The sequence below is a fragment of the Vicinamibacteria bacterium genome (assembly GCA_035570235.1).
Lineage (GTDB): Bacteria > Acidobacteriota > Vicinamibacteria > Fen-336 > Fen-336 > DATMML01.
Genome location: DATMML010000042.1, coordinates 96,340 through 119,045 on the forward strand (window position 1 = coordinate 96,340; position 22,706 = coordinate 119,045).

Annotated in this window: 16 protein-coding genes; 6 read left to right on the forward strand and 10 right to left on the reverse strand. The window is 66.6% G+C overall.

The features are described 5' to 3' along the window. The 8 genes from cheB to VN461_07655 all read right to left on the reverse strand — a co-directional run bounded on the left by cheB (position 1) and on the right by VN461_07655 (position 11,847). Positions 1 to 1,029 carry a chemotaxis-specific protein-glutamate methyltransferase CheB gene (gene cheB / locus VN461_07620; GenBank protein ID HXB54634.1) on the reverse strand — a complete coding sequence of 343 codons (1,029 nt, stop codon included), beginning with the start codon at positions 1,027 to 1,029 and terminating at the stop codon, positions 1 to 3. Between the two features lie 22 nt (positions 1,030 to 1,051). After that, a complete protein-coding gene (locus tag VN461_07625) occupies positions 1,052 to 3,256 on the reverse strand; it encodes a response regulator (GenBank protein ID HXB54635.1) in 2,205 nt (734 codons plus the stop codon). A gap of 12 nt (positions 3,257 to 3,268) precedes the next feature. Then, positions 3,269 to 4,780, reverse strand: a complete 1,512-nt coding sequence (locus VN461_07630) for a methyl-accepting chemotaxis protein (protein ID HXB54636.1) — start codon at positions 4,778 to 4,780, stop codon at positions 3,269 to 3,271. Between the two features lie 13 nt (positions 4,781 to 4,793). Further along, positions 4,794 to 5,399 (reverse strand): chemotaxis protein CheW, encoded by a 606-nt coding sequence (locus tag VN461_07635; GenBank protein HXB54637.1) that lies wholly within the window; start codon positions 5,397 to 5,399, stop codon positions 4,794 to 4,796. Continuing rightward, positions 5,399 to 6,691, reverse strand: coding sequence for a CheR family methyltransferase (locus tag VN461_07640; protein HXB54638.1), 1,293 nt, complete (start codon positions 6,689 to 6,691; stop codon positions 5,399 to 5,401). Before VN461_07640 ends, VN461_07635 begins: the two co-directional genes overlap by 1 nt. After that, positions 6,688 to 7,224 carry a chemotaxis protein CheW gene (locus VN461_07645; GenBank protein HXB54639.1) on the reverse strand — a complete coding sequence of 179 codons (537 nt, stop codon included), beginning with the start codon at positions 7,222 to 7,224 and terminating at the stop codon, positions 6,688 to 6,690. Before VN461_07645 ends, VN461_07640 begins: the two co-directional genes overlap by 4 nt. A gap of 481 nt (positions 7,225 to 7,705) precedes the next feature. Continuing rightward, positions 7,706 to 8,356: a response regulator transcription factor gene (locus tag VN461_07650; GenBank protein ID HXB54640.1), complete on the reverse strand. Its 651-nt coding sequence runs from the start codon at positions 8,354 to 8,356 to the stop codon at positions 7,706 to 7,708. Then, entirely contained in the window at positions 8,353 to 11,847 is a 3,495-nt protein-coding gene (locus VN461_07655) for a PAS domain S-box protein (protein ID HXB54641.1), read from the reverse strand. The genes VN461_07650 and VN461_07655 overlap by 4 nt, the downstream gene beginning before the upstream one ends. A gap of 402 nt (positions 11,848 to 12,249) precedes the next feature. Between VN461_07655 and VN461_07660 the strand changes: the two genes are divergently transcribed. The 5 genes from VN461_07660 to hflC all read left to right on the forward strand — a co-directional run bounded on the left by VN461_07660 (position 12,250) and on the right by hflC (position 17,534). Further along, the gene (locus VN461_07660; protein ID HXB54642.1) at positions 12,250 to 12,660 is read left to right on the forward strand and encodes a response regulator; all 411 of its coding nucleotides are present in this window, start codon (positions 12,250 to 12,252) and stop codon (positions 12,658 to 12,660) included. 57 nt (positions 12,661 to 12,717) lie between these two features. Beyond that, entirely contained in the window at positions 12,718 to 13,815 is a 1,098-nt protein-coding gene (locus VN461_07665) for a response regulator (GenBank protein HXB54643.1), read from the forward strand. A gap of 266 nt (positions 13,816 to 14,081) precedes the next feature. After that, complete coding sequence (locus VN461_07670; GenBank protein ID HXB54644.1) at positions 14,082 to 15,494, forward strand: sodium:solute symporter family protein; 1,413 nt, start codon at positions 14,082 to 14,084, stop codon at positions 15,492 to 15,494. A gap of 85 nt (positions 15,495 to 15,579) precedes the next feature. Then, positions 15,580 to 16,602: an FtsH protease activity modulator HflK gene (gene hflK / locus VN461_07675; protein HXB54645.1), complete on the forward strand. Its 1,023-nt coding sequence runs from the start codon at positions 15,580 to 15,582 to the stop codon at positions 16,600 to 16,602. Continuing rightward, the gene (gene hflC / locus VN461_07680; protein ID HXB54646.1) at positions 16,599 to 17,534 is read left to right on the forward strand and encodes a protease modulator HflC; all 936 of its coding nucleotides are present in this window, start codon (positions 16,599 to 16,601) and stop codon (positions 17,532 to 17,534) included. The genes hflK and hflC overlap by 4 nt, the downstream gene beginning before the upstream one ends. A 61-nt stretch (positions 17,535 to 17,595) precedes the next feature. Here hflC and VN461_07685 read toward each other — a convergent pair whose 3' ends face one another. Both VN461_07685 and VN461_07690 read right to left on the reverse strand, forming a co-directional pair. Beyond that, on the reverse strand, positions 17,596 to 18,759 hold the full coding sequence (locus VN461_07685; GenBank protein ID HXB54647.1) for a histidine kinase: 1,164 nt from the start codon (positions 18,757 to 18,759) through the stop codon (positions 17,596 to 17,598). Then, a complete protein-coding gene (locus tag VN461_07690) occupies positions 18,756 to 19,862 on the reverse strand; it encodes a universal stress protein (GenBank protein ID HXB54648.1) in 1,107 nt (368 codons plus the stop codon). Before VN461_07690 ends, VN461_07685 begins: the two co-directional genes overlap by 4 nt. A 178-nt stretch (positions 19,863 to 20,040) precedes the next feature. On the opposite strand from VN461_07690, the gene VN461_07695 reads away from it, so the two are divergent. Continuing rightward, positions 20,041 to 22,629, forward strand: a complete 2,589-nt coding sequence (locus VN461_07695; protein ID HXB54649.1) for a protein kinase — start codon at positions 20,041 to 20,043, stop codon at positions 22,627 to 22,629. Positions 22,630 to 22,706 lie beyond the last annotated feature (77 nt).

The following is a 22,706-nucleotide window of genomic DNA, read 5'->3' on the forward strand; positions in this document are numbered from 1 at the left end:
CTAGACCCTCTCCGGCTCGGTCAGCGAGCGGATCAACCCAGCGATTTCCCTTGGTGAGAGAACGTGCTCCGCCGCCCCCCGGCGTAGGGCCTCGCCCGGCATGCCGAACACAACGCTCGTGGCCTCGTCCTGGGCCACGGTGACTGCTCCCGCCGCTCGGAGCTGCCCAAGGCCCTCCGCCCCGTCCCGACCCATGCCCGTCAGGAGGATCCCCAGCACGGAAGGGCCAAGAGCGCGCGCAAGCGACGCAAAAAGATGGTCCGCGCTGGGGTGTAATCCCTCGCCAAGATTCTGAGCCGTGAGGCGGATTCGCCCGTCCATCTCCATCCCCATCTCGATCCCATCCGGAGCGAGGTAGACGACCCCCTCGCGCGCCCGTTCCCCGTTTTCCGCGAGCTTTACGGGCAGACGTGTCTGGCTGGCCAGCCATTCCGCCAAGCCCGCAGTGAAGCCGGGAGTGATGTGCTGTACAACGAGCACCGGCACCGCGAGCACGTCCCCTAGACCGCCTAGAGCCTCTGCCAGCGCGGCGGGGCCACCGGTGGAGGCACCGATTCCGATGGCGCGTATCTTGCGGCCCGATAGTCTTCCCGCGAGGGAGGGTATTTCCGCTCGCTCGCGACGGGGCCAGCGGCGCACCACTTTCACTTCCGCCATGAGCTTGACCGTCCGCGTGAGGTCGCGCGCCGCCCGGTTGTCCGGACCCTGAGGCTTGTCGAGCACCGTGAGAGCGCCCGCCTTGATGGCCTCGAAGCCCAACGCAGTCTCGTCGCGGCTAAAGCCGGCGGTGGCGAGCACGATGGGGGCGGGAGCGCGGGACATGATCTGTCTCGTCGCCTCGAGCCCACCCATCCGTGGCATATGAACGTCCATCAGGATGACGTCCGGCCGCAGGCTCTCCGCCTGCTCAACCGCCTCCACGCCGTCGCGGGCGGTTCCCACTACTCTGATCTCCGGGTCCTCGTCGAGCGCGGCGGCAAGATATTCGCGGGTAACCGCCGAATCCTCCGCCAGAAGAACGCGAATCAAATTCCCCCCCGTAACTCTCTGATCACACCAGACGGCGAATGATTTCCAGAAGCTTCGACTGATCGAAGCCGGACTTAATGACGTACGCATTGGCACCCACCTCGATCCCACGTTCCTTGTCATCCCGCGACTCAAGAGCGGTGACAAGGACCACGGGAAGGTCCGCGAGCGTCGGGTCCGCCCGAACGCGGGCCGTGAGGTCAAAGCCATTCATCCGCGGCATGTCCACGTCCGACACCAACAGGTCGAAGTGCTCGCTCTTGAGGATCGTCCAGGCTTCCTGACCATTGGACGCTATCGCGACCTTGTAGCCCGCCGCCTCGAGGAGATTCCTCTCCATCGTTCGCGTAGTGATCGAGTCGTCCACGACGAGAATCACCGCTTGGGATGCCAACTCCGTGGATTCTGGGGCCCGCCGGGCGGGCAAGCCCTCCTGTTGGGAACGCAGCAGGTCCAGGGGCCGCAAGATGAGCGCCAGCTCACCGTTGCCGAGCACTCCTGCCCCCGCCACGTGGCGCACCCGGGTAAGCGGGGGTCTCAGCTCTTTGACCAGTACCTCGCTCTCTCCGACCACCTCATCCACCAGCAGCCCCGTCCGCTCCGCCCCCGACCGGACAACGACGCAGGGACGTTTGGGATCCGATTTGGTCGCCTCGGGGCCGGGGTCGAGTCCCAGCAGTTCGGCCAGGGGGGTGACGAAGAGGACGCCGCCGTTCAAGCGCGTGGCGGTTCGGCCACTGACGCTCTCGAAATCACTGGGGGCCACGCTGACCGCGCGCTCGAGTGCCTCTATCGGGAGCAGAAAGGCCTGTTGGCCGGCACGGACGAGCAGCCCGCGGAACGTGACCACGGTTGCGGGGAGGAGCATACGCACGCTCGTTCCCGCGCCCAGGTGAGTCTCTACGAGGATTTGACCCCCCAGTCGCTCCACCGCGTCCCTCACGATGGCCATGCCCAGACCATGGCCCGAAAGGTCGGTGACGACGGCGCTCGTGCTCACCCCCGACGAAAAGATGAGGTCGAGAGCGGCGCTGTCCGAAAGGGCCTCCGCTTCCTCGAGACTGACCAGTCGAGCCCGGACTGCTCCCGCCCTCACCCGTGCAACGTCAATGCCCGCGCCATCGTCCTCCACCCGGACCCCGACCCTCCGGCCTTCTTGAGGAGCAAATGTCACCCCGATCCGCCCGCGGGACGGCTTGCCCGCCCGCCGCCGGACCTCTGGGAGTTCGATCCCGTGGTCCAGGGCGTTACGGACCAGATGGATAAGGGGATCCTTGATTGCCTCCAGGACTCTGCGGTCCACTTCCTGATCCGACCCGAGCACAACGAAGTCCGCTTCCTTTCCGCGAGTGCGGGCCAGCTCGCCGACCATCCGTGGAAACGGCTCCAGCACCGAAGAGGCGGGCATCATGCGGATCTGCCGCGCCTCCTCTTGGAGCCCCTCCACAGCCGCGGCGATGAGGCGGCGGTCTCCGAGCAACCTGGCTAATTGGGTGCGCGCCTGAAGCTCGGCGGCCCGGATATCGGCGTCAAGGCCGTCTCTCGAGCTGACCCGGTTCCGGTCGTCCTTGTTGCCCGCGCGCGCTACCCGACCGCGGCTCAGCTGCTCTCGGCAACGAACAAGGACGTCGGCGAGCCGCCTGGCCCCGTGCACCCGCTCGTCCGCCGAGAGCTTCACGGCCAAGAGGTCTTCGACGCGGGAGTGGATGGTGTCCAGCCTGGCGGTGCTGATCCGGATGGTCTCCCCGACGGACCGGGCCGGCAGTGGTGACGGTGCGCTTGAGGAGGCGGGGAGGGCCGATGATGGAACGGCCGCCGCGGGTGCTTCGGGGGAGGGTGCCGCCTTGGGCGCGCCGAGCGGGCGCGGATCGTCGTTTCCCGGTGCTGCGGCCTGGGCTTCCGTCAACAAACGAGCCACGCCATCCATCACCGCTTGGACGCGACTGAGGACGTCTCCGGTCAGCGATTGTCGGCCGCCCTTGATCTGGCTCAGGACCGACTCCACGTCCTGGCAGAGCGCCTCTGTATCGCGGAGGCCCACCGAGCGGGCGGCTCCCTTGAGCGTGTGTACGGCCCGGAACATGGACTCCACGACCCCGGCGACTTCGGCGGCTGGCAATCCCCGATCCAAAGCGAGGAGGTGGGCGGAGATCGTCTGGAGGTGTTCCGCGGCCTCCTCCTTGAAGGTAGCCATGAGGCGCGATCGAATGTCGGCCTGCCTCGCCATCACTAGGAAACCCTACTCCGGAGACCCCGCCTCCAAGACCGTGCTCGCCATCGCTCGCTCGCCATGCCCCGAGCCCGTCACGAGCGCCTTAAACTGCTGAGCGATCGAACTCAGGTCCCTTGCCGCCCGCTCCATCTGCCGGGTTGCGGCCATGTTCTGGGTTGACACTTGCCGGATGTTCTCCATGGCCGTGGCTACCTGATCCACCCCCGCCGATTGCTCTTGAGCGGTTACGAAGATCTGCTGGGCGGCTTGAGCAGCATCCGAGAGGCTCTCGGTGAGCTGCAGGATGGCCTCTCCGGCCCTACGCGCCAGGCCCTCTCCCGCCTCCGAGGCCTTCACTCCCTGCTCGGTCGCCAGCACCGCCGTCTGCGTTGCCCGCTGGATTTCTCCCAGGATCTGCCGTACCTGCCCCGTGGCCTGCTTCGACTGCTCGGCCAACGCCTTCACTTCCGAGGCCACCACAGAGAAGCCCTTCCCCGCCTCCCCCGCCTTGGCGGCCTCGATGGCCGCGTTCACGGCCAGCAGGTTCGACTGCTCGGCGAGGCCATTCACGGTGGCAATGATTTCGCCGATAGCCTGGCCGTGCTCGCTCAGGCCCAAGACGCGCTCCGCGATCCCCTCCATCCGCGCCTTAGCCTCTTGCATCCCTTGTAGTGTCTCCTCCGCGGCCCGGCGCCCCTCCTGCGACGTCTGGGACGTTTTGCGCACCAGATCGGCCACGGCCTGCGCCTTCTCAGAAGAGAGCTGAGCGGTTTGCCGGACCTCGTGCACGGTCGTCGTGGTCTCTTGGACAGCCGCCGACTCCTCCTGCGTCCCCGTGGCTTGCTGGGTGGTCGCGGCGAGGATCTCGCTGGCGGCGGAAGCGATGCGCTGGACCCCGGCCTGGATCGGGCCCGAGATGCCGCGGATGATGAAAAGGCCAGCCAGGGAGACGACCGCGAATCCGAGGGCCGTCCCCCAGAGGGTGATGGCCTGCGTGGTGCGGATGCTGGATTCGCTCTCCGCTGCTCGTTCCTTGAGGAGTCGCCTCTCCTCCTCTTCCAGCTCCGTCCTCTTCTTCAGGAACCGATCGACGGTCTCTTGCGTCTCCTCGGTGGGAAGCGCCGACTCCATCGCTTCCAGGCCCTTGGCTCGGCGCAAGTCGCTCCTCTTCTTGAGTCGCAGCAAGAGGGCCTCGATCATAGGCTTGACCTCCTCCAGTCGCTGCTGCTGGCGCGGGTTGTCCGCGGTGAGCTCAGTGACCCGCTTGAGGATCACGGGGACGAGGGCGGCGCTCCTTTGGAAAGGCTGAAGGAACTCCTCCTTTCCCGTGATGAGGTAACCGCGTTGGGCGGACTCGGCCTCCAATAGGGAGATCTGAAGCTGTGCGAGCGTGTCCAAGACCTCGTAGGTGTGATCAACCCACCGGCTCGTCTCGACCGAGTTGTTCAGTGCGCGGTGGGATACCGCGCCCAAGATGACTAGAATCAGGAGGGGCAGGGCAAACCCTGCTCCCAGCCTCTGTCCGATCGACGACCTCATCACGCCCTCCCTTTCACCCCTCGTTCACCGTGATTCGCGGATCACGGGCGAGCTCGTCCAGATCCAGGACCGACACCATCTCGCCCGTCGTGCCGCGGATCCAGGCGGCCTGGCCTTCCCTTGTAATCCCTTCCCTGGTCGCGATTTCGTGGGCGTCCACGGGCACGATTCCCGTCACTTCGTCCGCGAGGAGGCCGAAGGACATCCCGCGCAGTTCCACCACCACGACGCGCCCCTCCGGCTTGGCGCCCGCGTTCTCCGGGCCCGGGCCTCCCAGCAGCCGCCGGAGGTCGAAAACCGCGCGGACCTCGCCCCGATGGTGGATCACGCCGACCAGGAATCGGCGGGCGCCCGGCAGGGGAGTTGGGCGGATGAGGGGCAGGACCTCCACGACAGAGAGAGGGTCCACTCCGTACCGCTCTCCGGCCCGTGAGAAGACGAGCACTGGCAGCTCCTCCGCGTTTGACTCGGCCTCCCTGGTAGGCTGCGCTAGTTTTCGGGCCCTCTCCTCCAGGATCCGGCGCGCGGCCTCGGGCGAGGGCTCTCCGCCGGATTCGAGGCTCAGCCGGGTCGCATCTAGCCGCGCGTGCACAGCCTGCCAATCAAAGCGGTCGCCCATCACGACACCTCACCGCTCTCCCCGAGCCGCGCCGCCGTCTCGAGGTGCTTGAGCCCGTGCCGGCGCTGGCCGCGCCTCACGAGCAGAAGGCCGAGCGCGAGATGGGCCTGCGCACAATCGGGATCCAGGTACACCGCGCGACGCAGAGCGGGAACAGCAGCGGCGACATCCCCGCGCTCTTGGTGGATCGCAGCGAGTAGCCGATGGGCCTCGGCGTCCAAGCGATCTTTCGCTATGGCGGCCCGGCAGAGCCGCAAAGCCTCCTCGAGGTCTCCCCCGTCGGCGGCGCCGCGGGCGCCCGCCAAGAGCACTGCGGCGGGAGGAAGGGGCTCTCCCTTTTCTTCCAATGGCGCCGCCGGCCTCCGGGAGGGCGACTTCGCCGGCGCCCGCGCCGGCACGGAGCGAAGGTCGATCGGCTTCGGGGAGGCTTGAGGGGGCGACGCGATCGACGACCCCGGACCGTCTCCCTTCCGGAAGAAGATGGTCTGGGGGAAGTTGACAGTGACGAGCGGCCGGAACCGCTGAGCGAAGGCCTCCGCCGGAGCGACCACCAACCAACCGCCCTCCGCCAGGGCGGTCTGGAGTCGACTGACCACCGCCTTTGTTGCCTCGGGGGTGAAGTACATGAGCACGTTCCGACAAAGGATGATGTCCATGCTCCCGCTCGAGGCGGCGCGAGGGAGTCCCTCCGCCAGGTTCCCCGGCTCGAAGCTCACCATGGCTCGGATCTTGGGGACAAGGTCGAACGCCCCCGAGCTACCGCCTTCGAAATAGCGGTCGCGCACGGCCGGGCTGACGTCGCGAAGGGACCATTCGCGGTAGGTGGCGCGTCCGGCCTTCTCCAGGGCCATGGGGTCGAGGTCGGTGGCTAACACCGTGACGTCCCAAAGAGTGCGGTCGGGGAGGAGTTGGTCCACTAGGATGGCTAGCGAATAGGCTTCCTCGCCCGTCGCGCAGGCGGCACTCCAGAGGCGGAGGAATTGCGTGCCTGCTAATCGTCGGGCCTTTATCAGCGCCGGGAGTACACGTTGCTCGAGGGCGTCGAAACACGGCCGGTCTCGGAAGAAGTAGGTCTCACCAACGATCAGAAGAGACGCCAAACGGCCCCATTCGGAGCGGTCTCCCGTGGCCAGCCGGCCAAGGTAGGCCTCGGGCGAGTCGGATCGGGAGAGGCGCACCGCCTCCAGAAGACCGCGGTCGAACTCAGCCTCACGGTTGGCGGGAAAGTCGAGACCCAGGCGACGGGCCACCAAGAGGCGCGCCTCGCTCCGCAGGGAATTGGAGACCCTCACCTCCGCCCCCCCAGAGCCTGATCGAGTTGACCCTCCTCATCCGGGGTGACAAAGGAGTCGATGTCGTGGATCAGCAAGACGCCATCGGGGAGCGCCGCCACGCCGGCGACGGGAGTGTGCCCGGCAAGGACGACGGTCGCGGGCACCACCGCGTCCATCAAGGCTTCGGCGAGCCCCAGGACCCCATCCGTGGCTATGGCAAGCGTGCGCCGCCGGGTGCGCACGATCAGGAGATGGGAAGAGAGCCCGTAGGCGCGGGGATCGAGGCCGAGCCGGCGGCCGGGATCCACAACCCCGACCACCCGGCCCCGAAGGTTGATGACGCCCAGCACGACCTCCGGAGCCCCCGGGAGCGGCGAGATGGCGATCATGGGGAGCACACGCTCCACACACTCCAGGGCCACCGCGTACCGCACCCTTCCCCCCAGGAAAACAACAAGGCGTCCGGATGGGCTCTGCGGTCTGTGGTCAGCATGCGGCGACGCATCCTCGACCGCGGGGCCGCTCTCGGCTTGGGGGACTGTCTCTGACATTCCAACCGCCCCTCTGAAAGGCAGCCGACAGGCTGCCGCTTCCGCCTGGTGGCAGGGGGCAAGTCTCATCATTTGAGCTTCAAGACAAGAGCGACTCGCTCCATACCGCACTCAAGAAGGAGCCGGAAGGAGGGACTCGAGGCCCCTGCGGGACACGACTAGGAACCTCGGAGGGAGGCAGGTTACGCGGCTCGGGTCCTTCTTGGCGTTCCCGTGACCGTCGACGGGGGGGGCCCCGCGGTGGACGCGAACCGAGGATAGGAACTCTCATGCGGCCCACCCTCCGAGGGGCAAGACCCTTTCAGGTGCCCCCATGCTCTCCACATTTTGGAGGGATGGCCTCTTTTCTGGTTCCAATGATCTCACATCCGCCCGCTGAAGTTCGGTTGCGATGCGGAATTTGCATAGAGCGGCCAGCGGAAGGGGCGACCCGCCCATGTGGAGCCGATGTTTGAGTTCCGTGGGCAAGGCCCCCCCATCCCTACTCGGGCCTTATCAGGCCCACCCTCACCGCGAACCGCACGAGGCCGGCAAGGTCGTGCACGCCCAAACGCTCCATGAGTTGGGCGCGGTGTGCCTCCACTGTCCGGTAGCTGACCCCGAGACGCTCGGCGATCTCCTTGCTTGAGTGTCCCTCCGCGGCTAACTGTAGGATCTCCCGCTGCCGCGGCGTGAGCGCATCGAGGGGATCCGTGGCCCCGCCCGTTCGGCTCACGTAGTCGTCGACCACGCGCTTGGAGACCGCCGGACTCAGATAGCTCTCGCCCCGAGCCACGGCCCGCACGGCAACCTCGAGCTCCGCCACCGCCGAGGCCTTGAGGAGATACCCGGCACATCCCGCACGCAGTGCCCTCAGCACGTACTCCTCGGAGGTGTGCATGGAGAGGATGATCACGCGGATGGAGGCGTCCAGAGTCGCCAAACGCCCCGCGACTTCGAGCCCGTTCAATCCCGGCATGCCCACATCCATGAGAACGACATCCGGCCGGAGCGCCTCGGCCAGCCGCAGGGCTTCCTGACCGTCGCCCGCCTCGCCCACAACCTCGACGCCCGGGAGTCCTTGGAGAAGACCCTGGATCCCGGCGCGAACGAGCGTGTGGTCATCGGCCAAGAGGACTCGGATGGGCGTCATGGCATCCGTGGGGCCCTCCCGCCCAAGGGGAGCCGGGCCCGCACCTCCGCGCCGGCTCCCGGGCGAGTCAAGAGTTCGTACTCTCCGCCCGCCAGCGAAATGCGCTCCTGCATCCCCAGGAGGCCGACCGAAGCCCCTCCGATCGCGCGCTTCCGGGCGATCCCGGCGTCAAAGCCAATCCCGTCATCGCGAACCCTCAAGTCCAGCGCCTCCGCCACGGAGTGTAGATCCACCCAAACATTCCGGGCCTGCGCGTGGCGGGCCACGTTGGTCAGCGCCTCCTGGGCCACTCGGAAGCACGCAGTCTCCAGCTCCGAGGGCAGGTGGGGAACCGCATCGATCGACAGGTGCACCTCGATGCGCGTGGTCCTTGCGAACCGATCCGCGTACCATCGGACGGCCGCCGGCAACCCGAGGTCGTCGAGCACCGACGGCCTCAGGTCCAGCGCCAGATCCCGCACCGTCTCCATCGCCCGATCGACGGAGGCGATGGCGTCCCGTAGATGGACGGGCGCCAGGGCCGCGGCGGAGCGCTGGAGGGACGCCAGATTGATCTTCACCGCCGTGAGCACCTGCCCGAGCTCGTCGTGCAGCTCGACGGCCAGCCGCCGCCGCTCCTCCTCCTGGGCGCTGAGGAGCCGTCGGGACAGCGCCTTCAGCTGCTCACGGCCGGCGCGCACCGCTTCGTCGAGGCGGCCCCGCTCGATGGCAGGGGCGACGCGGTCTGCGACCACCTGCAAGAGATGGAGGTCGCCTTCCGTAAAGGGCGCTACCGTGGACGTTACGCCCACGAGGCCGATGGGCTTCCCTTCCACGAGAAGGGGCGTGCTCATCGCGGCCCGGAGAGGCAGCCTCGGATCCGACCACATCTCTCCGTACCAACCGTCCCTCCCGGAAGCGGCCGGTTCTACGTCATTGGTCAAGAAAGGCGCGTCTAGGTGGACGGCGTCGAGCGGAATGCGCACTCCGGCCACCCGCTCGAAGGGTACGCCGTCGATCGCCCTTGCGTAGAGCGCCTTCCCTTCGTCGTCGATGAGCCGCACCGAAGCGACGTCCGCCCGCAGGGTGCCGCGCAGCCGGGCGAGGAGCTCGCGCAGCAGATCGTCCAGCCCGAGATAGGACAAGGCAGCGTCCGTGATTCTTTGGATGGCATGAAGCCGCTCCAGCGCCGCCTCCGCTTCAGCCCTGGCCTTGCTCTCGCTCTCCAGGAGGCCCGCGCGCTCTTCCTCGGCCTGCCGCCTATCCGTCACGTCCTCCGCGATCCCGGCGTAGCGATAGATCTGACCCGAGGCGTCTCGGATCGGGAAGCCCTGGTCACGAATCCACCGGATGGACCCGTCGCCACGCACCAGACGGTAGGTCTCGTCCAACTTGCCTCGCGCACCCTTCTCCTCGGCTGCGCGCCAAACCCGCTCCCGATCCTCCGGATGAACGGCCTCGAGCCACGACCTCGGATCACGATAGAGGCTCTCGCGGCTGCGGTTGAAGACCCGCTCGTAGGCGGGGCTTACGTAAAGCAGCTCAGTGTTGTCGCGGTTGGCGAGCCAGAACACCTCATTAATGCTTTCCGCCAGCTGCCGAAACCTTCCGTCGCTCTCGCGCAGCGCCGCCTCTGCCCGTTTGCGCTCGGTGATGTCCAGCCCCAGACTGATTCGCGAGCCGTCCGAGAGATCGAAGCATGCCCACGAGCTCTCGATAACCCGTTTGTCACGGGTGCGCATGCGGAAGTCCGCCCAGCGATTCTGCACCTGCCGGTAGAACTCAAGAACCGCTTCACGGCTCTCTGCATCCGGGTAACACTCGGTCAGGAGATCGACCTGCTGTGCCTCTTCCAGGGTCCAGCCGAGCGTTCGCTCCCACTCTCGGTTCACGCGCCAGAGCCGCTCGGATGTGTCGGTGATCGAGATCATCACCGGGATGTTGTCGAAGATGGCTCGCAGGGTCTCCTTCTCCCGCCGCTGCGCCGCCTCCGCCTCTTTGCGCTCGGTAATGTCCAACCCGAATCCTATTCGCGAGCCGTCGGAGAGGGCGAAGCGCGCCCACGAGGCATCGATGACCCTCCCGGACTGAGTCCTCATCTGAAAGTCGGCCCAACGACGCTCCGCCCGCCGGATGAACTCCTCTGCTATTTTCCGATCCTGGGGGTTGGGGTACGCCTCGGCCAGGATGTCCAGCCGTTGTGCTTCGGAGAGCGTCCAGCCGAGAGTCCGCTCCCACTCCCGGTTCACGCGCGAGAGACGACCGGACGCGTCGAAGCACGAGATCATCACGGGTATGTTGTCGAAGATGGCTTCGAGGGTCTCCCTCTCCCGGCGCTGCGCCACCTCCACCTCGTGCCGTTCCACCGCCAGCGACAACACGTTCGCCACCGATTGCAGGAAGTCAACATCGTCGGGGCTGAACGACCGGGAGCGCGTGGAGTGGACGGCGAGGCCTCCCCACGGAGCAGAACGACCCCGAACGACGACGCCGATCACGCTCACGACCCGGTGTTCCAAGGCAACTTGAGAGACGGCCAACCGTGACTCCGCTCCGATGTCGGGAACCACCAGGGGCGCGTCCGAGCCCAGCATGTGAGCGCTCATCAGGGCGTCGTTGGCGGCCAAGGTCATGCCGACGAGCTCTCCCCACCCCACGCCTGCGCGCAGGCGGGAGCCCTCTCCCCCTGGGAGCCACTCTCCTATGAGGGCGTGATCGGTGCCCAACGTTGCCGCGGTGATGACCGTGGCCTCGTTCAGCAGAGCGACCAGGTCCCGGGACCGGATCGCGATCTGGCCCAAGGCGGCGACCGCCGATTGCTGGCGGTTGCGCGTGCGCAGCTCTGCGTTGGCTGCTCCGAGCTCGGCCGTGCGCTCGACGACACGCCGCTGGAGCTCATCGTTTAGTTGCTTGATCTCCGCCTTGGCCTGGCGGAGCTCGGGAGTCTCGACAACCTCCCAGAGTCCATTCCGCTTGGCCAGGGCGAAGTTGTGCGTTCGCGCCACATCTAGGATATCGCCGGCGCCAGTCGTGGCCAGGGGGTAGGAGCAGGACACGACCATCCTCTTGTCGCCGACCCACTCCTCGAACTTTTCTTCGTACTCGCACAAGTCGCGCCAACCCTCTCTCTCCAACCAAGACGGGCTGCCGTTTACTCTCATGCCGAGGAAGCCCCTATCCAGGGCTTGCCTGAGCTTCTTGTCCCAGGCGCCCATCAGCCCCTTGAGATCAAGGGCGCCTGCGCTCAGATACCACTCCCGGCCTTGATGGATCTCGATGCTTCCGTCTGCTTCATAGCGTTCCAGGTCCGGGATAGCCCGTCTCAACGCACTGATCGCCTCGCCCGGCGTCGTGGGCTCGGGGACGACCCAGAGGCAGAACTCCCTCTGTTCGAGACCGGCCTTGAAGTAAGGAAGCAGGGTATCGAGGAGGTCGTCCTCCGTCTCGAAGAAGTGGCAGAAGTGCGTACCCCAGGGGACATCACCCACGAAGTCGATACCGGTCTTCCTCAAGGGCACCGTCGTCATCCTCTGATTATCCACCTCTAAGGAGCCGGCTGGGCGGGGTTAGGTATTCGCTCCCGTGGGAATAGGGGTTCGTACGCATAGAGAGTCACGGGCCGTCAGAATACGCTGGAGCCTGACGCTGTTACAGGAGACAGGCGCCCCGAGGACCGGAGCGTGGTGTCGCTACCGAGGCCTGAGGAACATGCTGAACCGACTGGTGGCAAGGGGTCTCGATCCGAGGTTTCGGCCGGGAGACAGGCTGCGGATCAACGCCGGCCCCAGGCCTGAAGAGCAGATCCTCCTGAACCTTGCCGGCGATGTCCCTCCCTCCACGCCGAATACGGGACCTCTCGCCAGCACGACCTCAGGATCTGACTACCTCCGGTCGATGCGGCCGCCGGCAAATACGTGAATTCCCCTCCGCCCACTGGCGAAATGGTGACCGTGCTGCTGGTCGAGGACGAAGAGAGCCTTCGCGAACTCATCCGCGAGATCCTGCAGGCCAACGGCTACGAGGTCCTCGAAGCAGAGGACCCGACGAAGGCGATCGAGACGGTGGCGAACTATGAGGGCGCCATCCATCTCCTCCTCACGGACGTGCTCATGCCGGGCATGAACGGACGGGCGTTGGCGCAGCGGGTGAGGGAGCGAAGGCCGGACATCCGGATCCTCTACATGTCCGGCCACACGGAAGACTCGATCGCCCAGAGTGGTTTGGTCGAACCGGGAGCCCTGCTGATCTCGAAGCCCTTCACCCAGGAGTCTCTCGCTCGCAAGCTTCGGGAAGCCCTGGGTCCCCGACCGCGAGAACAGGGTTGAGGGTCTCCTTTCCCAGGAGCCAACGGGTTCGGATCCCAAACGAATGACGCTCGCGCGATGAGTCGAGTTCTCATCATCGACGATAGCGAGGAAACGTGCAGCGTCATCGCCGACATCCTGAGCGGCGAAGGATACGACGTGAGCTCGGCAGCAGAGGGGGCGACCGGCCTTGCTCAAGCCATCGCCACACACCCGGATCTGATCCTCTGCGACATCATCATGCCGGGGATCAGTGGCTACGAGGTACTGAGCACTCTGCGCAGAGAGCCGTCGACGGCGGTGACGCCCGTCATCTTTCTAACCGGGGTGGGAGGGCCAGAGGCGGTGCGGGTTGGAATGAACTCGGGCGCCGACGACTATCTGATCAAGCCTGTTCTCCCCGCCGACCTGATCGCCACCGTAGCGGCCAGACTAGAACGCTCGGCGGCGGTGAGAAGAGAGGCCGAGAGCTCGTTGCTGGAACTGACCGAGGAGCTGGCGGGTTCTCTTCTTCCAGATCAGTTTTTGACACCCCTCACGGCGGTCATGGGCCTGGCCTCTCTGCTGATGGAGGAAGGTGCGATTCAATCGGGAGACATAAAGGAGGTGGGCCGGGGGATTCTCGAGGCCGGCCAGGCTCTTCAGGAGCTGATAGAGAGATTTCTCGCCTACGCCGAACTCCAGGCCGCGATGCCCGATGTTGCTCTGGTTCTTCAGGGCGATAAGGCCTTCGAGACCGCTCGTGAAGAGGCCAAGGGCCGAGCTCTGCGCGTACACCGATCCGATGATCTGCAGATCTCGGGTGTGCCTACTCAGGTCCCGATGGCATTGGATCATTGGCGGTCGTTGATCCGGGAATTGGTCGACAACGCTCTCAAGTTCTCGCGGGCGGGGTCTCCGATCGCCTTGGACCTGACCAGTAGCAATGGCGAGCCGACGCTGACCGTTCGCGACCACGGCCAGGGGTTGCCCGCCGAATATCTCGGGGGGCTCGCGCATCGCGCGCCCCTCCTGCGGCGTAGCCCAGACCAAGCTGGTCTTGGTTTGGGGCTCAGTGTCGTTCGTCGGCTACTCCAGCTGTACGCGGGCACTCTCTCGTTTGAAACGAGCGGCGGAAAGGGCACGACCGCCCGCGTGCGCTTCCATCCTCCCCAGGCTAAACCCTCGACGTCCTAAGAGAGTCCCGAAAAACGCCAGGTTCCTCATCTTCGCCGCGCCGCTCCCCCAATTCCCTCCTGTGGCTCACGAGGAAGGGGGCGGCTCTAAGTCGTTGAGCTCGTGCGTGAAAGCGCTGGCGGCGTGCCAGCCCAACTCGAACTCGATTGATTGCCCCCCCGGGGTGGTCAACGGGACCGCACGACCTACAGTACTCTCGAGGAGTCGACGGCTTCACTTCCCGATTCCGAGGGGGCAACCCACCGTCGACACGAGCGGCCCTTCGCATGAATCTCTACCTCGTCCTGCTTGTCGGCTATTCCGCGCTCCTCGTCGGGATCGGCATCGGGATCGGGCGGCGCACGCGCCGGGCCTCCGACTTTTTTGTCGCTGGCCGCCGGCTGGGACCGGGGCTCCTCTTCGCCACGATGCTGGCTGCCAACATCGGGGCGGGATCTACGGTGGGGGCGACCGGGCTCGGCTATCGGGACGGGATCGCCGCGTGGTGGTGGGTGGGATCGACGGCGATAGGCTCCGCGGTGCTCGCGTTCTGGGTGGGGCCGGCCCTGCGGCGGGTGAGCCAACGGTTGGACCTTCACACAGTCGGCGACTACCTGGAATACCGGTACGGCCCGGCTGTTCGCGTGGCCGAGGCGGTGATCCTCGGCTTGGCCTCGCTCGCTATCCTGGCGGGGCAGTTGATCGCCCTCGCATGGGTGCTCGAGGTGACGGTGGGCGTCCCGAAGGCTCTCGGTTGCCTCATCGGGGGCCTGGTCGTCACCGGGTATTTCAGCGTGGGCGGTCTCTCCGCGGCGGTTTGGGTGAACGTCGCCCAGCTGACGGTCAAGCTGGTCGGTCTGGGGATCGCGGTGCCCTTCGCCTTGCGGGAAGCCGGCGGCTGGCCCGGCCCTTCGTCCGTGCTCGCGGCAGACGCGGGCTACTGGGGCTTCTGGCACAACGCCGGCTCGGGGTGGCCCCTGCTCATGCTGTTGGCCCCGGCCTTTGCCGTCTCCCCCGGTCTCCTCCAGAAGATTTACGGAGCGCGGGACGACGCGGCCGCCCGCCTCGGAGCGGGCGCTACGGCCTTGGCCCTCCTGCTTTACTCCTGGGTCCCGCCCCTCCTCGGCATCCTGGCACGCTCACGGTTCCCCGACCTCGCTTCCCCCGAGCTCGCGCTTCCTATGCTCCTGAGGCACTCGGTGCCGCCCGTCATCGGTGGCCTGGGGTTGGCGGCTGTCTTCTCGGCGGAGATGAGCGCGGCCGACGCCGTGCTCTTCATGCTCTCCACCTCCATCGCGCAGGACCTCTACAAGCGCTTCTTCAACCCCGACGCTTCCGACGCTCGTCTCCTCGCGGCTGCCCGCCTGACCGCGTACCTTTCGGGTGGCGCCGCCATCGCGCTCGCGATCACGCTAGGCAACGTCATCGGCGCCTTGAGCGTCTTCTACACCCTGCTTACGGTGAGCCTATTTGTCCCCATCCTGGGCGGCCTCCTCATCCGTGGGGCCGGCACGGCCGAGGCCCTCGCCGCCATCGCCTTGGGACTCACCGGCGCCTTGGCGGTTCATCTCACGACCTCGTCTCGAGGCGAGGGGGCCCTCACGCCAGCCTGCGTAGGAACCCTCGCCGCCGCGGCCGGCTTCATCACGACCCGGCTGCTGCGCTTCTATTCGAGGACCAAGCCCTCGCCAATCTCTTGACCACCCTCCAACATTGGAACGCAGACGGAAGTTCGCGGATCCGCGGGGTATACTGGTCTCGCACCAAGCAGGAAGGGAGAGCGTAATGGCGCGACCCGGTTGGGATGGCGGCCCTATCGATATCGGCGGGGGTCGCAACATAAGGATTGTCCTCCCCTCGGTGCCTCCCAACGTGCTGCGGCTGGTCCTGGCCGCGGCCGCCCTCCTCATCGTGCTCGTGACCGGCTACTACCAGGTCGAACCCGATGAAGTGGGCGTCGTCCAGCGCTTCGGGCGGTTCGTCCGCACCTCGGATCCGGGCCCTCACATCAAGATTCCCTTGGGCGTCGAAACGGTGACCAAGGTTCCCGTTCAGGCGACGCTCAAGATGGAGTTCGGCTTCCGCACCGTGAGGCCGGGGATCAAGTCCACCTTCGCCCCCCCCACCCCGGAGACCGTAGGCGAGTCCGTCATGCTCACGGGCGACCTCAACGTGGCGGTGGTGGAGTGGATCGTGCAGTACCGGATCCGGGACCCGAAGAAGTTTCTCTTTCACGTGCGGGATGTCCCCCTGACCTTCCAGTACATGTCCGAAGCGGCCATGCGCCAGGTCGTGGGAGACCACAGTGTGGACGAGGTCTTGACCATCGGGCGCGAGACCGTCGCGCTTCAGGCCAAGGAGGAGCTCCAGCGGCTGTGTGACCTGTACGGGATCGGCATCGTTGTCCAACAGCTCATCCTGCAGGACGTGAACCCCCCGGACCCGGTCAAGGCCGCCTTCAACGAGGTGAACCAGGCCATACAGGAGAAGGAGCGTTCCATCAACGAGGCCTGGGCCGACTACAACAAGTCCGTCCCCCGCGCCAAGGGGGAAGCGGACCAAGCGGTGAGGGCGGCCGAGGGGTACGCCCTGGAGCGTGTCAACATCGCCGAGGGAGACGCAAAACGCTTTGATGCCCTCTACGAGGAGTACCGCAAGGCTCCCGCCGTGACCCGGAAGCGCATCTACCTCGAGACCATGCGAGAGCTCCTTCCGAAGCTGGGCCGGAAGCTGCTCTTGGATGACAAGGCCAAGGGGATTCTCCCCCTCTTTCAGCTCGATGGGGACCGGAAAGAGGTGAAGCCGTGAAGAACCCCCTGACCCTGTTCGCGGCCGCGGTCGTGGTCGTCCTCCTCTTCTCCTCCGTCTACACGCTCTCGGAGACCGAGCAGGCGATCCTCACCCAGTTCGGGCGGCCGGTGGGAGGATTGATCACGGACCCCGGCCTGCATATGAAGATCCCCTTCATCCAGGATGTCCACCGTTTCGACAAACGCTGGCTCGAGTTTGACGGCGACGCCCGGGAGATCACGACCAAGGACAAGAAGTACATTTGGGTGGACACCTACGCCCGCTGGCGCATCGCGGACCCCCTACGGTTCTACCAAGCGGTACGGGACGAGCGGGGCGCTCAAAGTCGGCTCGACGACATCGTGGACGGGGAGACCCGCAACGCCGTGGCCTCCTTCGACCTCATCGAGCTGGTCCGCTCCAGCAATCGCCCCTTCCAGACCACGGAGGAGCTGGAGGGGATCGGGGCCGCCGAGGCCATGGCCAAGATCAGCTCCGGGCGGGGTCAGATCGCCCAGATCATTCTCGATAAAGCCGCTAAGATCACCCCCGAGTTCGGTATCGAGCTCGTAGATGTCCGCTTCCGTCGCATCAACTACGTGGACACCGTGCAGCAGAAGGTGTTCGAGCGGATGATCTCGGAGCGGAAGCGGATCGCGGAGCGGAGCCGCTCCGAGGGCCAAGGACGCGCCGCGGAGATCCGCGGCGAGAAGGAGCGTGACATTCTCGCCGCCACCTCCGTGGGATACAAGAGCGCCCAGGGGCTGAAGGGCGCTGCCGACGCCAAGGCCACGGCCATTTACGCGAAGGCCTATGGGAAGGACCCGGACTTCTACCAATTCTCGAAGACCATGGAGACCCTCAACAAGAGCCTTGACGACAAGGCGTGGCTGATCCTTTCCTCGGACTCCGAGCTCCTCAGGTACCTCAAGGGGTCGGAGGGAAGGTAGTTCGGCCCCTCCGCGGCCTCGAGAGGGGCGGGGCTGACGGACCGGAGCCAGCTCTCTCAGATCAGGATGGGTTCCCGCGCGGGGGCCGGCGCTCCGCGACCACCGTCACCTGCATGTCCTTGGCGAGATGTACGACCCTCATGGCGGTGTGCCTCTTGTTCAGGAGGGGGATGAAACGCTTGGACGGCTTGGCAAGGAAGATCTGCGTGACCCCATTTCGGCGTGCGAAGTCCACCAGGACCTCCGCCTCGTCCCTCCCCTCCAGCACTCGGGCCTCGATGTGCAGCTTCCGCGCGAACTCCAGATGCCGCTCGAGCGCCTCGCGGGCCTCCTTCGCCAGCTCCTCGAGGCGGCCGGAGACCAACACCGACACGGCAAAGCAGTCGGCCTTTAGGTAGTCGGCGACGCGTCGGCCACGCCGGATCAGGCCCACGGTGGCGAGCGACTCCGTCAGGTGAATGAGAATCCGCTCCCGGGCCTCGGCCGTTGCCGTCGAGGGCAAGATGCTGGGCCTCGGGTCGGGCGGCGGAGCATCCAGGTCGACGGCGTCTCGTTGCCGCACATCGATTTCGTGCGCGGTCTGCCGAAGGGCCATCTCGCGTAACGCGGCCAGCGTGGACTCCTTGAAGAAGTTCTCCATCGCGCGCTCGGCCTTGTCCGGGCCATAGACCGCCCCCCGCTCCAGTCGATTGAGAAGGGCCCGCGGGGGCAGGTCGATCAAGATGATCTGGTCCGCTTCCTTGACTACCCAGTCGGGAATGGTCTCCCGAACCTGGATGCCGGTGATCTCACGCATCTGATCGTTGAGGCTTTCCAGATGCTGAACGTTCATGGTCGTGAGCACCTCGATGCCGGCCTCGAGGAGCATCATCACGTCTTCCCAGCGTTTGGTTCGAGCCGAGCCCGGCACATTGGTGTGCGGGAATTCGTCGACGGCGCAGATCTCGGGGTGCCGCGCGAGAATGGCGTCCGTGTCCATCTCCTCGCACTCGTGCCCGCGGTACTCCATGCACCGCCGGGGGATGACTTCCAGTCCCGCCAATTTCGCGATGGTGTCCTGGCGACCGTGCGGCTCAAAGTAGCCGACCACCACATCATGTCCCTGCGCCTTCAGCTGTTGAGCTTCCTCCAGCATCCTGAACGTCTTCCCCACTCCCGCGGCATACCCCAGGAAGACCTTGAGCCGGCCCTTCCTGATCGCCGCCAGCCCTTCCGCTTGGCTCATGAGTGGGGGAATATCCGGACGTCGATCCCGTCCGCTCCCAAGATCAGTCGCTCGACGGGGTTCGGTCGCAGGCGGCTCATCCAGCCGGCCTCCTGGCTATGGCCGACGAAGATCTGGGTGATGCCGTGCCTGGCTGCAAATTCCAGAATGGCCCGGATCGGATCCGCGGCCCGTAGGATCTCGACGTGGGCCTTGGCCTCGCGGGCACAAGCCAGATTCTGCTCCAGCACTTGGTCATCCGTGGGGCTGGATTGCTGCTGCTGGACGTAGATCACGTGGAGATCGCCATGGAACCGGTCCGCCTGCCGGCGTCCACGATGGATCATCACACTCGCGTTCGACCGCGGCGTGATGCAGACGAGAATGCGCTCGTGGGGCCCATAGGCTTGCTCGATTCCCTGGCGACGGAGGTAGTCCTCCAGCTGTTGATCGACGACCTCCGCGGCGAGGACAAGGGCGATCTCTCTCAACTGGGACAGCTGCCGCTCCGCTCGAGAAGGGTCCACAGCCGGGTCCCCCCCCTGTAGATAGCGGGTGACGCAATACTCCGGAGGGGCGTCCACCACCTCGATTTCGTCGGCCGTCCTCAGGAACGATTCCGGAACGGAGTCGGTCGCAGACTTCCCCCGAATGGCCTCTACCGCCGCCTGCCTCTCTTTGACGTACTGCAGGTTGATGGAGGTGATGACGGAGATGCCGGCCGACAGGAGCTCTTCGACGTCCTGCCACCGCTCAGAGTGCTTGCTGCCGGGGGGGTTCCGGTAGGCCAGGCCATCGATGAGGCAGACCTGGGGATGCCGGCGAAGCACGGCCGGGAGGTCGATGGCGGAGCTTCCCAGATCGGTACGGGGGGCAATGACTTCGAAGCCTTGCAGGAGATCTCTCACATCCGCCGGAGCCGAGGGCTGGGTGGCCGCGACCACGACGTCCTGGCCTCGCTTCTTGCGCCGCCGGCCCTCATCCAGCATCCGGAACGACTTTCCGACCCCCGAGGCGTATCCCAAGAAGACCTTCAGCTTCCCCCGCAGCCGGTGACGCTCTTCCGCCTCTACGCGCTTGAGAAATTGCTCCGGGCTGGGGCGGACATAGTCCCTGTCGGGCATGTCTCGGTAGCCTACCCTCTTTGGACCTCTCTCGGCCACCACCACCGGAACAGCCACCTGACGGCCACCCGACAGCCTTGACGCGGGAGGGAACGGTGGATAGTCTGAGCTGCAAAGTGGACGCCACGCGCACACGTTAAGGCAGAGCCCGCTCCGAACGACATCGGGGACTGAGCCCGTGAAACTCTCCCTCGGGACCACCCTCGGCCCGTACGAGATCGCCGGCCTGCTCGACACCGGCGGTATGGGCGAGGTCTACCGTGCGCGTGACCTGCGCCTGGGCCGTGATGTCGCGGTCAAGATCATCCGGGACGGGGCGAGTGCCCAGTCGGGCATGCTCGAGCGTTTTGAGCTCGAGGCCAAGTTGGCCGGGCGGCTCAACCACCCTAACATCCTCGCTATCCATGACGTAGGAACTCACGACGGTGCGCCGTATCTGGTCATGGAGCTGCTCGAAGGCGAGACCCTCGCGGCCTCCCTCGCCCGGGGGCCGATCCCGCCCCGCAAGGCTCTCGACCTCGCCCTCCAGATCGCGACCGGGCTGGCCGCGGCGCATGCCAAGGGTGTCATCCATCGCGACCTGAAGCCGTCCAACGTCTTCCTGACCAAGGATGGTCAGGTCAAGATCGTCGATTTCGGCCTGGCGGAGCCCCTGCTCTCCACGACTCCCCCCGACAGCTCGATGGCGACGACCTCCCCCGTCCTCGCGAGCCCGGAGCGCGTGATGGGAACCGCCTCCTACATGTCCCCCGAGCAGGTACGGGGTGAGGCCGCGGATCAACGCAGCGATATCTTCTCTTTCGGTGTCGTCCTCTACGAGATGCTGATGGGGCGGCGCGCCTTCCAGGCCCCCAGCGGCGTCGAGACGCTCAGCGCCATCCTGAACACCGAACCGCTGGGCCTGGGCGACGCCTCCGGAATCCTGCAGCCGGGCGTGGAGTCGCTGCTGCGCCACTGTCTCGAGAAGTCGCCGGACGCGCGTTTTCAGTCGGCCCGTGACCTGGCCTTTCACATTTCCTCCCTCGCGGAGGACCCGACGTCGGGCCGCCATCCCCTGATCCCGGGGAACCGGCGACGGCTGACGCCGGCCGCGCTCACCCGCGCCACCATGGCCGCCGCCCTCGTCCTCGCCGCCGCCGCCGCCTACTACGCGGGGGCGCGCGGGGGCCGAAATGCCATCCCTTCTTACCAGCCCCTGACCTTCCGCCGCGGGCTCGTTATCTCCGCCCGCTTCGGCCCCGACAGCCAGACCGTGGTCTACGGGGCGGCCTGGGACGGGCAGCCGGTTCGACTCTTCACCACCCGCCCCGGAAGCCCGGAGTCCACTCGCCTTGACCTCCCGGATTCCGACGTGCTTGCGGTCTCTCGTTCCGGCGAGATGGCTCTCTCCCTCGGCCGGCACTTCACGTTGGGGCTCGAGACGCGGGGCACCCTGGCCCGGGTGCCCCTCTCGGGGGCGGCGCCGCGGGAGATGCTTACGGACGTGGAGTCGGCGGACTGGGCCCCCGACGGCACTGGCCTGGCCGTGATTCATGTCGTGCAGGACCACTACCGCCTCGAGTTCCCGATCGGACGGATTCTCTACGAGACCGGCGGCTGGCTCAGTCACGTGCGCTTCTCGCCGGACGGCCGTGCGATCGCCTTCATCGAGCACTCCGTCCGCAGCGACGATCGGGGCGAGATCTCGGTGACCGACCCCGGGGGCCGCAGCCGACGCCTCCTGTCCGCGGGGTGGTCGAGCGCGAATGGCCTCGCCTGGCGGGAAGACGGCAAGGAGGTTTGGTTCACGGCCTCCGAGGTCGGGCCCCGCTCCGCGCTCTACGGCGTCGACCTCTCGGGGAGGCGACGGCTTCTCACGCGGGCCCCCGGACGCCTCAAGCTGGAGGACGTGCGGGGAGGCCACATCCTCCTGACCGAGGATCGCTTCCGTCTCCAACTCGCCCTGCGCGAAGCAAGGGGGGCGGAGCGTGATCTCTCCTGGCTCGACGGCGGCACCCTCACCGACCTCGCGGACGACGGGAGCGTGGTCGTGTTCAGCGAGCAGGGGGCGGGCGCGGGGGCGCCGTCCGGCTCCGTCTACCTGCGGCGGACAGAGGGCTCCCCTCCCGTCCGGCTTGGCGAAGGCTGGATCGGCGTGCTCTCCCCGGACGGGGCCTGGTGCGCCTCCGTCGTGCTCACGAGCCCACCCTCGCTCGTCTTGCTGCCAACGGGGCCGGGGGAACTACGGACCGTCGAACCGGGTGGCCTTGCCCATTTCGAGGCGTTGGCTTGGTTTCCCGACGGCCGGCGCCTCCTCATTGCGGGGGACGAGCCGGGGCGCGGAGTCAAGATCTACGTCCAGGAGGTGGGTCAGGGACGCCCGCGGCCGATCTCCCGCGAGGGGTTTCATTTCCCCTATGGCTCGCGCCCGATCGCACCGGACGGAAAGCGGATCGCGGCTCTCGACCCTGAGGGTCGCGTGGTGCTCTACCCCGTGGATGGAGGAGACCCGGAAGCGGTGCTGGGCCTCGACCCCGGGGACACCCCCCTACGCTGGGGAGCGGACGGGCGATCCCTCTACGTGACCCGCCGGGGCAGCCTGCCGGCCCGGATCTGGCGTGTCGACCTCGCCCGCGGATCGAAGGGGCTCACGGCAGAACTCTCGCCCTTCGACCGCGCGGGCGTCATGAACCTGATCGCGGCTCAGGTCACCCCCGACGGGCGCACCTTCGCCTACAGCTACTCCAGAACCCTCTCGGACCTTCTCCTCGTCGAAGGCCTGCCGTAGAGGGAGCCGGGATGGAGCGGCCCCGCTCCATCCCGGCGGCAACGCGGGCTCTAGCCGGGGCCGATGCAGGCGGCGGT

What these genes read in the sequence shown, in the direction of transcription:
- VN461_07630 (HXB54636.1), bottom strand. Translation starts at nt 4,780, where the DNA reads ATGAGGTCGTCGATCGGACAGAGGCTGGGAGCAGGGTTTGCCCTGCCC.
- VN461_07625 (HXB54635.1), bottom strand. Translation starts at nt 3,256, where the DNA reads ATGGCGAGGCAGGCCGACATTCGATCGCGCCTCATGGCTACCTTCAAG.
- VN461_07685 (HXB54647.1), bottom strand. Translation starts at nt 18,759, where the DNA reads ATGAGCCAAGCGGAAGGGCTGGCGGCGATCAGGAAGGGCCGGCTCAAG.
- VN461_07690 (HXB54648.1), bottom strand. Translation starts at nt 19,862, where the DNA reads ATGCCCGACAGGGACTATGTCCGCCCCAGCCCGGAGCAATTTCTCAAG.
- VN461_07650 (HXB54640.1), bottom strand. Translation starts at nt 8,356, where the DNA reads ATGACGCCCATCCGAGTCCTCTTGGCCGATGACCACACGCTCGTTCGC.
- hflK (HXB54645.1), top strand. Translation starts at nt 15,580, where the DNA reads ATGGCGCGACCCGGTTGGGATGGCGGCCCTATCGATATCGGCGGGGGT.
- VN461_07635 (HXB54637.1), bottom strand. Translation starts at nt 5,399, where the DNA reads ATGGGCGACCGCTTTGATTGGCAGGCTGTGCACGCGCGGCTAGATGCG.
- VN461_07645 (HXB54639.1), bottom strand. Translation starts at nt 7,224, where the DNA reads ATGTCAGAGACAGTCCCCCAAGCCGAGAGCGGCCCCGCGGTCGAGGAT.
- VN461_07665 (HXB54643.1), top strand. Translation starts at nt 12,718, where the DNA reads ATGAGTCGAGTTCTCATCATCGACGATAGCGAGGAAACGTGCAGCGTC.
- VN461_07670 (HXB54644.1), top strand. Translation starts at nt 14,082, where the DNA reads ATGAATCTCTACCTCGTCCTGCTTGTCGGCTATTCCGCGCTCCTCGTC.